An 11,180-nucleotide genomic window follows, 5' to 3' on the forward strand; every position below is an offset into this window, starting at 1 on the left:
AAAGTTAGGTGTGAAATAATTTATGCTCTAGTCCGCGTCTGCTGTGCAGATGCGGGCTTTTTGACGATTAAAGCAATGTTAGCGGAATGTAGATTTCACTTACTGAATCCGGATGCTCCGGTCCGAGATAGTCCTTGCCGTAGTATTCAAATTCATAGGAGAGGTTCAGGCGGTAATCGGTTCTCGGCAGAAAAACGCCATAGATATATTTGTAGGTGGCAGAGACTTCTGCGGATGGCCCTGTATGCTTAAATCTGAGATAACGTGCTGGCGGCAGTGTATGGATAGGCAGGTTGCTGCCAACTTGTTCGCAACTCGACTGAACGGTATTGCCGGTACGTACAGATGCCAGGGTGTTCAACTCACAGGCAATGTGAAAGGAGATTCCCTGATCCTCATAGTTATCCGGCCAATAGCCTAGCTGGTAATATTGTTCTGGCAGCTTGCGGTCCGGGATAGCAGAAAGGCTGCTGAACAGCTGCTCCCATGCGGATCCGATGACCGACTGATCTTGCGTAACGGTAATGAACCGCCCCTGAAGTCTGATTTCACCAAGCTCAATCAGGTCAGGAGAGGCGCCCTTCTGGTCTGACCAGTGCGTCAAATCAGCGGGCTGTAAGGGATGGAGCAACAGAGGGATATCCGGGTTAGACTTGTGACGGATATGGGGGGGAGTGGTGTGCAGCAGTCTTTTGAAGGACCGGGTGAAGGTCTCGTAATCATTATAAGCATAGTCCAGTGAGATCTCGTGAAAAGTCCGCTCGGGACTGCTCAGAATATCCCGGGCCGCCTCTGAAATCCTCCGTCTTGCCATATAGTCGCCCGGTGTGAGTCCGGTAACCCCTTGAAACAGGCGGATAAAGTGGAACAGGGAATAGCCGGTCTCTCTGGAGAGGTCCAGAACAGACAGCGGCTGCTTCAGTTTCGATTCAATATATTCAATCGCCTGTAGAATGAGCTGGCTGTTCTTCATGAAGTCCTCTCCTCTAGGTTACTCTACAGTCCACTCTCCCCATGAGGCAGCCCATGCAGGCACTCTAACCTGACAGACACGGTCGGTGGAAGGGAAATAAGCTTTGATATCAAGCACGGGCGTTCCCGGATAGGCATCCAGTCCGCTGACCTCCACAATTCCCTGATCTAGGTCAACGGATAGAATACGGGCAACCGTCAGTCCAAGCGGATTAGGGCGGACCGGAGACCGGGTGGCAAATACACCGCTAACCGGGGCATCATAGGGAGGCTCAATCTGCGTAGTTCCCCGGAAGTGATCTGCTGCAAATTCATGAATCCACCATAGAATCTGGCAGTGGCTGAAGGCCTCTAACCCCTTCAAGGCGGGTCTGTATTCGGGTCTAATCTCAAGTTGCAGGTTCTGCTGTGTTCCTGTTACAACTCCTACTGGTATAATATTATACGATTCTGATGCGGACATTGTCTGTGACTCCTTTCGGCTGGGGATGATTCTAGTCTATCGGAAGTAAAGGGAATTCGGCCTGATGATAATTGCGGACTTGTATGTCATGGTATAATAGGTTGTTGATGACAGGGAGGGGTTTGGACGATGAAGGTATTAGTATTAGCAGAGAAGCCGTCGGTAGCCCGTGAGATTGCGCGGGTGCTGGGCTGTGGAAATAAACAGAAGAGTTATATGGAAGGTCCGAAATATGTGGTGACCTGGGCTCTCGGGCATCTGGTTGGTCTGGCTGAGCCTGAGGACTATAACAATAAATATGCAACGTGGGCGTTGGAGGATCTGCCGATTCTTCCAGAGAAGGCCAAGCTGAAGGTGCTGCGCGAGACCAGTCAGCAATATAAGGCCGTGCAGCAGCTAATGAAGCGGCAGGATATCGAAGAGCTGATCGTGGCAACAGACGCGGCCCGTGAGGGTGAGCTGCTGGCCCGCTGGATTATGAATATGGCTGGCTGGAAAAAGCCGTTCCGGCGGCTGTGGATCTCTTCGCAGACGGATAAGGCCATTAAAGAGGGCTTCGCTTCTCTGCGGCCTGGACGGGATTTCGACCGCCTGTATGAATCTGCACGCTGCCGTGCTGAGGCGGATTGGATGATCGGGCTGAATGTGACGCGGGCCTTAACCTGCAAGTTCGGCGCGCCGCTCTCTGCGGGGCGTGTGCAGACACCTACCCTGGGAATGATTATGGACCGGGAGAGTGAGATTACCGGCTTCCGTTCCCAGGAATATGACCTGCTGACTGGGGACTTCGGGAATTTCCAGGCGGGGTGGCGTGCGCAGGGCGGGGACGGCCGGATTTTTGACAGGGAGAAGACAGATGTCCTTAAGGATAAGCTTACAGGCCGCAGCGGGCGGATCACTAAGGTACAAAAGAGTGAGAAAAGCGAGCCGCATCCGCTGGCCTATGATCTGACCGAGCTGCAGCGGGATGCCAACCGCAAATTTGGCTTCTCGGCCAAACAGACCTCAAGTGTGCTCCAGAAGCTGTATGAACAACATAAGCTGGTCACTTATCCGCGTACAGACAGCCGTTATCTGACCGCTGATATGACGGGTACGTTAAAAGAAAGACTCGACAGTGTGGCTGTCGGGCCGTATGCCTCCCTCGCCAGACCGCTGCTGCGGAAGCCGCTGCCGATTACGAAGCGGATTGTCGATGACAGCAAGGTCAGTGATCACCATGCGATTATTCCGACAGAGCAGACGGTGCTGCTTAATCTGCTGAGTGCGGAAGAGCGGAAGCTCTACGATCTGATCGTACGGCGGTTCATTAGCCTGTTCTATCCTCCGGCCCGTTATGACGCCGTAGCTGTAACGGTAACCGTGGATGGTGAAAGCTTCTATGTGAAGGGAACTACCGTCAAGGATGCAGGCTGGCGTGAGGTATACGGCGGAGATATGAGCTCGGATGACGAAGAGGAGAATGCGGGGGATGAACCCGCAGCAGGCAATGTGAAGCTGCCGGAGCTGCGGGAAGGCGATAGCGTGAAGCTTGCGCGCTGCATCATCAAGCCGGGACGGACACATCCGCCGAAGCGTTATAACGAAGCCACGCTGCTGACGCAGATGGAGAAGCATGGGCTGGGGACACCGGCCACACGTGCGGATATCATCGAGAAGCTGGTCAGCTCGGATACAATTGAACGGCAGGGCAATCTGCTGCATCCGACCGGCAAGGGGAAGCAGTTGATTGAGCTGGTCTCGGGGCAGCTGCGTACACCGGAGCTGACGGCACGCTGGGAAGCGGAGCTGGAGAGAATTGCGCGCGGGCAGGGGCGCCCGGAGCCTTTTTTGCAGGGGATTCGGAGTATGGCCCAGGAGCTGGTGTCCGGGGTGAAGAACAGCGGAGCGGAATACAAGCCGCATAATGTCTCTAACAGCCATTGTCCGGAGTGTGGAACAAGGATGTTAGAAAAGAAGACCAAACGCGGCAGGCTGCTGGTCTGTCCGAAGGAGGATTGCGGCTACACCCGGGCGGGCGAGAAGCAGTTGTCGAACCGCCGCTGCCCGCAGTGCCATAAGAAGATGGAGATGAAGGAAGGCAAGGCCGGAAAGTATGTGCAGTGCCTCGGCTGCGGCATTACAGAGACGATGGATAAGGACCACAAGCATATCAATAAACGCGAGCAGCAGAAGCTGGTTCAGCAGTACAGCAAGACGGAAAGTGCCGGCAACAATCTTGGTGATCTGCTGAAGGCTGCGATGGAAGCGAAACAGAAGGGCAAGTAGCCGCAAGAAGCCAAAGTAAGGCTGTCTAAGGGACGGCAGATATGCTTTACTGTAAATGATTGATACGGGATCCGGTGTTAGGGTTCCGCTAAATAGAGTGGGGCAGGTGGAGAAGTGGCAGCGGCTGAAGGGATAGAGGGTGTGGTGAAAGCGGCAGAGGCTCAGGGTACGAAGGAGAGCAGCCGGTTGTATTTTCTGGTGATAGTCTTTATGTTCTGGTTCTCTTCGTATATCTATGTCCCGGTGCTCTCGCCGTATGTGGAGCATCTGGGAGCTTCTTATTTCATGGTAGGAGCGGTGCTGGGGATATACGGCCTGATGCAGATTCTGTTCCGGCTGCCGATAGGGATGGGGTCAGATGTGCTTAACCGGCGGCGGCCGTTCATTTATCTGGGGCTGATTGCAAGCGGAGCGAGCTGTCTGCTGTTCCTGGCAGGGGCCCATCCGGGCTGGGCGCTGGCGGCGCGGGCGGTCTCGGGGATAGCGGCATCGGCGTGGGTCGTGTACTCGGTGATGTTCGCGGGGTATTTTCCGAAAGAAGAGGCGGGCAGGGCTATGGGTATGCTCCAGTTCACCACGGTGATTGCCCAGTTGACCAGTATGATGATCAGCGGGTATATCGTAGAACACTTCGGCTGGAATACTCCGTTCATCATCGGAGGGATTGTGGCGGTGGCTGCGATGCTGCTGGTCGTCCGTCTTCCAGAGCAACAGCTGGAGAAGCGCACGGCGATTCAGATAAAGGACCTGGCCGGTGTAGTGAAGGAGCCGCTGCTGGTAAAAGTATCGCTGTTATCGGTGCTGGCCCATTGTGTGCTGTTCATTACGATGTTCGGCTACACGCCGAATCAGGCGCTCTATATTGGAGCGAGCAAGGGGAGTCTCGGCTGGCTGACGCTGGCTTTTATGCTGCCTCATGCGATAGCAACCCTCTATGGTGCGCGGCTGTTCGGCCGGTGGCTGGGGGACCGGGGGACGCTGATGCTTGGTTTTGCCGGAAGTGCGGTGTTCACGCTGCTCATTCCTTCGATGCCAACGCTTGCTGCGTTATGTGTAACACAGATCGGGAACGGGTTCATGCAGGGACTGATCTTCCCGCTGCTGCTGGGTAAATCCGTCTCCGGGGTAGCTCCGTTCAAGCGGGCGACAGCGATGGGGTTCTATCAGGCGGTGTATGCGATTGGTATGTCCGGCGGTCCTTTTGTAGCGGGATGGATGAGTGCGGCTTATGGTCTGCGAGGAGGCTTCTGGCTGGGAGCCATGGCAGCGGTGCTTGCAGCGGTACTGTCCTGGTTCTGGATCAGGGAGGCCGGAGCCGCAGGCGGGCGGAGCAAGAAAGAGCGGCAGTTGCAGGGCCGGTGATGTGAGGTTATTGGTTTTTTGCCGGAAAGGGTAATATAATAGAGTGCAGATAGGATGCTAGGAGGAGGGGCCGGAAGGATGGTCAAGGTGGTATTGCTGTGGTTCGCGCTGATCAACATTATCGGGTATGTAGTAATGTCGGAAGACAAGAACAAGGCCCGGAAGAGACGGGATCGGGTGCCGGAGAAAACATTGTTTCTGCTGGCGTTCATGGGCGGTGCGCTGGGTGTGCTGATTGCCATGTACCGCAAGCGCCACAAGACAAGGCATACTTCCTTCAGACTCGGAATTCCGCTGCTGCTGCTGCTGAATATGGTGCTGTATGGGTATTTTTTGAGGTAAGCCCTTTGCAAGGCTTGGTGATGATGTAAATAATAGAAAGAGGTGGCGTAAATGTTATTCTCTAAAATTCTGCTTGCCTATGACGGTTCAAAGGCTTCGAATCAGGCTCTGGAACGGGCGATCGAGCTGGCTAAGGTAACTCCAGGGTCTTCCCTGTACGTCGTACACGCATTTGAATTCCCCCGGTTCTTCATCGGGGAAGCTCTCGCGCCTCTGCCGGCATCGGTGAACAAGGATTATTATGATCTCGCGGTCCAGACTACGGAAGAAGTGAAAAGCCGCCTGGAAGCCGAAGGTCTGAATGCTACGGTAGAATTGCTGCAGGGATCGCCTGCGGAAATTATTCTGAATTATGCCAAGGAGCAGGATGCAGATGTGATCGTAATCGGCAGCCGGGGGCTGGGCGGTATCCGGGAATTCGTTCTGGGCAGCGTCAGCCATAATGTGGTGCAAAGTGCGCGCATTCCGGTGCTGGTTGTTAAATAATAGGAACTTTAGTAGAGGAACGCTGCGGCGTTCCCCTTTTTTTAGGCGGATTAGCGGGAATAAGATTTTCATTTATGCCCAAAAGCGAACAATTTGCAGACATGATATGACAATGTTCGTGTTTAAGTTGACATGATGTGTAGGGCGTTGTTAAACTGAATCTATGAAGAGCTCGTATAAAACCGGGGATAGGGCCCGGAAGTTTCTACCCGGTAACCGTAAATTGCCGGACTACGAGGAAATAGGATAACTGGAACGATAGCAGCTAGCCTCCCCGCAGACCGGGGCGGTGTTCCTGCATTCTCCTGCCTGTTAGAACGGGGAGAGTGCGGCTGCCAGGCGGTTATCACCTGATTCCTTTAGTAGTCCGGGTCCACCCGCAGCAGAATGCGTCTGGAGTCCGGGCTATTTTTCACGGTTCATGCGGGAATTGGCAGGAAACGGGACACACTGAAATCAGAGAAATCTCTATAACGGAAATGGAAGGCTGGGTGAACGATGTCTGTGCAAGTTGGTGTCATTATGGGCAGCAAATCGGACTATGAAACGATGCAGCATACCTGTGAAGTGCTGGAGGAGCTGGATATAGCTTATGAGAAAAAGGTTGTCTCTGCACACCGCACACCGGATCTGATGTTCCGTTATGCCGAGGAGGCGGCGGAGCGCGGCCTGCGGGTCATTATCGCCGGAGCGGGCGGTGCGGCGCATCTGCCGGGTATGGTGGCTGCGAAGACCACGCTGCCGGTCATCGGTGTACCTGTGCAGTCGAAGGCCTTGAACGGCATGGATTCGCTGCTGTCGATTGTGCAGATGCCTGCGGGCATCCCGGTAGCGACAGTAGCCATCGGCCGCGCCGGAGCTATCAATGCGGGGCTGCTGGCGGCGCAGATCATCGGCGCCTTCGAGCCGGAGGTAGCGCAGCGGGTGCAACTGCGGCGCGAGGCGACCCAGCGCGAGGTGTTGGAAAGCAGCGAGAGCCTATGAGCCCGGAGGAGCTGAAAGCCGGACGGCTGGAGGGTGGCGCGGAGCAGGCTAAGGCTGGGCGAGGGATGAAGGCTGAAGGCGAAGCGGAAGGTGCCAGTGCCGGGGCGGTAAAGGCTGAAGGCAGAGCGGAAGCTGCCGGGGCTGAGGCACAGCGGGAAGAAACCGGGGCGCAGCCGCCACGGACGCTGCTGCCCGGCGCAACGATCGGCGTGCTCGGCGGCGGGCAGCTCGGGCGCATGATGGCGCTGTCCGGCAGCGCCATGGGCTACCGCTTCGTGGCGCTGGACCCAGCAAAGGATGCGCCGTGCGGACAGGTGACGCCGCAGATCACTGCGGCTTATAACGACCGGGACGCCGCGCGCGAGCTGGCACGGCGCTCGGACGTCATCACGTACGAGTTCGAGAACGTTGACGCGGGCGTAGCCGCGCTGCTGACGGAGGAATCGTACGTGCCGCAGGGCAGCGCGCTGCTGTATACGACACAGCACCGGCTGCGCGAGAAGGCGGCAATCGAGTCGGCGGGCGTGCCCGTTGCCCCGTACCGCAAGGTCGGCAGCCTGGCGGAGCTGGAAGCGGCGGCTGCCGACCTGGGCCTGCCCTGTGTGCTGAAGACAGCCACAGGGGGGTATGACGGCAAGGGACAAGCCGTCATCCGCAGGCCGGAAGAGCTGGCTGCAGCGTTCCATCAGGTCGCGCCGGGGACGCAAGCAGATATACCGGAGCTGGTGCTGGAGAAATTCATCACTTTTAAATGTGAGATTTCGGTCATCGCGGCCCGAAGCGCCTCGGGGGAGGTCAAGAGCTTCCCGCCTGCCGAGAACATTCATGTGGATAACATCCTGCATCTCTCGATTGTACCTGCGCGGGTGCCGGAGGAGATTCAACAGCGGGCCTGTGAGCTGGCCGAGCGGATTGTCTCCGGCATGGAGGCGGTCGGACTGCTGGCGGTTGAGATGTTCGTGACGGAGGATGGAGAACTGTTCGTCAATGAGCTGGCGCCGCGGCCGCATAATTCCGGCCATTACACGATGGATGCCTGCGTGACCTCGCAGTTCGAGCAGCATGTGCGGGCCATCTGTAATCTGCCGCTGGGCGATACCTCGCTGCTTACTCCTGTGGTGATGGTGAATGTACTCGGCCAGCATCTGGAAGGTGCCGTTCGGGCAGCCTGCCGTGCGAATGAAGAAGTGAGCAGGCTTGGAGTATCACCCAAGCTTCATATATATGGCAAGACCGAGAGCACAACCGGCCGCAAAATGGGCCATATTAACCTGCTCTGCAAGGATACCGGCGACGGATTGTCCTGGGTAGAGCAAACTAACCTTTGGAGGAACTGACAAGCTATGATTGAACGTTACAGCAGACCTGAGATGCGGGCCATTTGGACCGAAGAGAATAAATTCAACGCGTGGCTGGAGGTTGAGATTTGCGCCTGTGAGGCGTGGGCCGAGCTGGGAGTGATCCCGCATGAGGATGCCGCGAAGCTGCGCAAGGATGCCAAATTCGATATCGCGCGGATTGATGAGATTGAGCTGGAGACGCGCCATGATGTGATTGCTTTTACCCGTGCGGTATCCGAGAGTCTGGGAGCAGAGCGCAAATGGGTGCATTACGGACTAACCTCGACAGATGTGGTCGATACGGCGCTGGGTTATCTGCTGCGTCAGGCCAACGAGATTCTGGAGCAGGATATTATCCGGTTCATTGAGATTCTAAAAGACAAAGCTATCGCCTACAAGGATACCCCGATGATGGGCCGTACCCATGGCGTACATGCAGAGCCCACAACATTCGGCCTGAAGATGGCACTGTGGTATGAGGAAATGAAGCGGAACCTGGAGCGCTTCCGTCATGCGGCGGACGGCGTGCAATTCGGCAAAATCTCCGGGGCGGTCGGTACTTATGCCAACATCGACCCGTTCGTTGAAGAATTCGTCTGCCGTAAGCTGGGCACCAGCCCGGCTCCGATCTCCACGCAGACCTTGCAGCGTGACCGTCATGCAGAGTATATGGCGGCGCTGGCGCTGGTTGCCACTTCCCTGGACAAGTTCGCTACCGAGATCCGCGCTTTGCAGAAGAGTGAGATCCGCGAGGTGGAGGAGGCTTTTGCCAAGGGTCAAAAGGGTTCGTCCGCGATGCCGCACAAGCGCAACCCGATCGGCTGCGAGAACATCTCTGGCCTGTCGCGTGTCATCCGCGGCCATATGATGACAGCTTACGAGAACGTGCCGCTGTGGCATGAACGTGATATTTCGCATTCTTCCGTAGAACGGATCATCCTGCCGGATGCGACCATGCTGCTGAACTACATGCTGAACCGCTTCGGCAACATCGTGAAGAACCTGACTGTATTCCCTGAAAATATGAAGCGCAACATGAACCGTACCTTCGGGGTTCCGTTCTCCGGCCGCATCCTGACCAAACTGATCGACAAGGGCTTCAGCCGCGAGCAGGCGTACGACACCGTGCAGCCGCGTGCGATGCAGGCCTGGGAGGAACAGACCCAGTTCCGTGACATCGTGGAAGCCACCCCAGAAATCACAGCCGTGCTTAGCGCGGAGGAGATCGAGGATGCGTTCAACCCTTCCTGGCATCTCAAGCATGTGGACACCATCTTCCGCAAGCTGGAACTGATCTAATTTATAAAAAAGGTAAGTCAGTGGTGAAGGGATGAGCTGGAGAAGAGTTGGGCGGAGCGACGGGGATGCTTGTTCCTGATATGCGGGGCACAGGAAATTGAAATTTAGGTTTGGGGTAAAGGAGGAACGGAGAGGAATTTTGGAACTGTAGAAGCGAAGCGTTCGTCTTTATGGTCCGATTTCTACCACAGCCTGTGGTTAAATCAGAGAAATATGACCATAACAGCGATCGGAAGTCCAAAATTTCCGCAGTGACCCTATTAACCCGAAGGTGTAGTCAATTCCTTGATGCGAAGCTCAGGAAACAAGCCTCCCAAAGCTTTTAGCCCGAATATAGCAAGATCATTTGTTCAAGGGAGGAAAGGTCATGACACACCTAGCCGTATCCACTGCCGTGGAACTAGTAAATGCGCCGCTGCTCTACAAAGGCAAGGTTCGTGAGCTGTATGATTTGGGGGATGAGATACTGATCGTGGTGACAGACCGGATCTCTGCATTCGACTATGTGCTGGACCCGGCGGTTCCAGACAAGGGCAATGTACTGAACCGGCTCAGCGCCTTCTGGTTCGGCCAGACCCGGGAGCTGATCGAGAACCATGTGGTGCATATCGAGGTGGACAAGCTCGGAGATATTGTGAAGGACCGTGAAGCGCTGAAGAACCGGATCATGGTCGTACGCAAAGCCGAGCGGATTGACATCGAATGCGTCGTGCGCGGCTGCATTACAGGCGGCGGCTGGCGGCAGTACCAGGAGACCGGTCAAGTCAACGGCATTGAGCTGCCCAAGGGACTGCGGAAAAATGCGGTGCTGGCGGAGCCGATTTTCACACCTGCGGCTAAGAATGATGTTGGTCACGATGAAGACATTCCGTTCGGGCAGATGCAGGAGCAGATCGGCGCAGAGCTTGCGCTGGAGCTGAAGGAGAAGAGCCTGAAGCTGTTCGCTTTTGCCAGAGCTTATTGTGAAGAACGCGGTATCATCCTCGCCGATTGCAAATTCGAGTTCGGACTGCTGGATGGTAAGGTGATTCTGATCGATGAGATCTTCACGCCGGATGCTTCCCGCTTCTGGGCCAAGGACAAATATGCACTGGATATCGAGATCGACAGCATGGATAAGGAGCCGGTTCGCACGTACCTGTCAGCCTCCTCCTGGGACAAAAACAGTACGCCGGACCCGTTGCCGGCTGAGGTAGTCGAGGAGACGTCGCGCCGGTACCTGGATATTTATCACCGTCTTACCGGGAAGTCGTTGTAGGATGGCGTAAAATGCAGATTTTCATAGAAATAGCTGTACGAAATACAACTAAAGCTAATTTTGCAGGGAATATTGAGAATATAGTTGTACATTATGCAGTTAAGCAAGCTGCCAGTAAGCCTAATTCAGTTCATTAAATTCTAGGAGGAACTACAAGCGTATGTTAAAAGCGACAGTCTACGTCACCATTAAGAAAAGCGTGCTCGACCCTCAGGGAGTTGCCGTGCAGGGTGCCCTGCATTCCGTTGGATTCCAGGAAGTTGAAAGTCTGCGGATCGGCAAGTATATGGAGCTGACCCTCGATACGGATAACCGCGCAGAAGCGGAAGGACGCCTGAAGGAAATGTGCGAGAAGCTGCTGGCCAACACGGTGATCGAGGATTACCGCTACGAATTGGAGGACTAA

At 55.5% G+C, this 11,180-nt stretch carries 11 protein-coding genes and 1 riboswitch; of the genes, 9 read left to right on the top strand and 2 right to left on the bottom strand.

Going from position 1 to position 11,180, the window contains the following annotated elements:
- Nucleotides 1-67: 67 nt before the first annotated feature.
- Complete coding sequence (locus NYE24_RS23715) at nucleotides 68-973, bottom strand: AraC family transcriptional regulator (RefSeq protein ID WP_342476804.1); 906 nt, start codon at nucleotides 971-973, stop codon at nucleotides 68-70.
- 18 nt (nucleotides 974-991) lie between these two features.
- Nucleotides 992-1,435 carry a tRNA (N6-threonylcarbamoyladenosine(37)-N6)-methyltransferase TrmO gene (tsaA, locus tag NYE24_RS23720; protein ID WP_051493310.1) on the bottom strand — a complete coding sequence of 148 codons (444 nt, stop codon included), beginning with the start codon at nucleotides 1,433-1,435 and terminating at the stop codon, nucleotides 992-994.
- 129 nt (nucleotides 1,436-1,564) lie between these two features.
- On the opposite strand from tsaA, the gene NYE24_RS23725 reads away from it, so the two are divergent.
- The 9 genes from NYE24_RS23725 to purS all read left to right on the top strand — a co-directional run bounded on the left by NYE24_RS23725 (nucleotide 1,565) and on the right by purS (nucleotide 11,180).
- The gene (locus NYE24_RS23725) at nucleotides 1,565-3,703 is read left to right on the top strand and encodes a DNA topoisomerase 3 (protein WP_342476805.1); all 2,139 of its coding nucleotides are present in this window, start codon (nucleotides 1,565-1,567) and stop codon (nucleotides 3,701-3,703) included.
- Between the two features lie 114 nt (nucleotides 3,704-3,817).
- On the top strand, nucleotides 3,818-5,065 hold the full coding sequence (locus NYE24_RS23730) for an MFS transporter (RefSeq protein WP_342476806.1): 1,248 nt from the start codon (nucleotides 3,818-3,820) through the stop codon (nucleotides 5,063-5,065).
- Nucleotides 5,066-5,143: 78 nt separating this feature from the next.
- Nucleotides 5,144-5,407 carry a DUF1294 domain-containing protein gene (locus NYE24_RS23735; protein ID WP_036693313.1) on the top strand — a complete coding sequence of 88 codons (264 nt, stop codon included), beginning with the start codon at nucleotides 5,144-5,146 and terminating at the stop codon, nucleotides 5,405-5,407.
- Between the two features lie 51 nt (nucleotides 5,408-5,458).
- Nucleotides 5,459-5,893: a universal stress protein gene (locus NYE24_RS23740; protein ID WP_036693311.1), complete on the top strand. Its 435-nt coding sequence runs from the start codon at nucleotides 5,459-5,461 to the stop codon at nucleotides 5,891-5,893.
- A 152-nt stretch (nucleotides 5,894-6,045) separates the two neighbouring features.
- Nucleotides 6,046-6,147, top strand: a riboswitch (purine riboswitch).
- Nucleotides 6,148-6,391: 244 nt separating this feature from the next.
- On the top strand, nucleotides 6,392-6,877 hold the full coding sequence (gene purE / locus NYE24_RS23745) for a 5-(carboxyamino)imidazole ribonucleotide mutase (RefSeq protein WP_076158490.1): 486 nt from the start codon (nucleotides 6,392-6,394) through the stop codon (nucleotides 6,875-6,877).
- Nucleotides 6,874-8,214, top strand: coding sequence for a 5-(carboxyamino)imidazole ribonucleotide synthase (gene purK, locus NYE24_RS23750; protein ID WP_342476807.1), 1,341 nt, complete (start codon nucleotides 6,874-6,876; stop codon nucleotides 8,212-8,214). The genes purE and purK overlap by 4 nt, the downstream gene beginning before the upstream one ends.
- A 6-nt stretch (nucleotides 8,215-8,220) precedes the next feature.
- Nucleotides 8,221-9,516 (top strand): adenylosuccinate lyase, encoded by a 1,296-nt coding sequence (gene purB, locus NYE24_RS23755; RefSeq protein WP_036693308.1) that lies wholly within the window; start codon nucleotides 8,221-8,223, stop codon nucleotides 9,514-9,516.
- Nucleotides 9,517-9,883: 367 nt separating this feature from the next.
- Nucleotides 9,884-10,774 (top strand): phosphoribosylaminoimidazolesuccinocarboxamide synthase, encoded by an 891-nt coding sequence (locus NYE24_RS23760; protein ID WP_036693305.1) that lies wholly within the window; start codon nucleotides 9,884-9,886, stop codon nucleotides 10,772-10,774.
- A gap of 160 nt (nucleotides 10,775-10,934) precedes the next feature.
- A complete protein-coding gene (gene purS / locus NYE24_RS23765; RefSeq protein WP_019913657.1) occupies nucleotides 10,935-11,180 on the top strand; it encodes a phosphoribosylformylglycinamidine synthase subunit PurS in 246 nt (81 codons plus the stop codon).

The organism is Paenibacillus sp. FSL H7-0350, assembly GCF_038593195.1.
Classification (GTDB): Bacteria; Bacillota; Bacilli; order Paenibacillales; family Paenibacillaceae; genus Paenibacillus_AQ.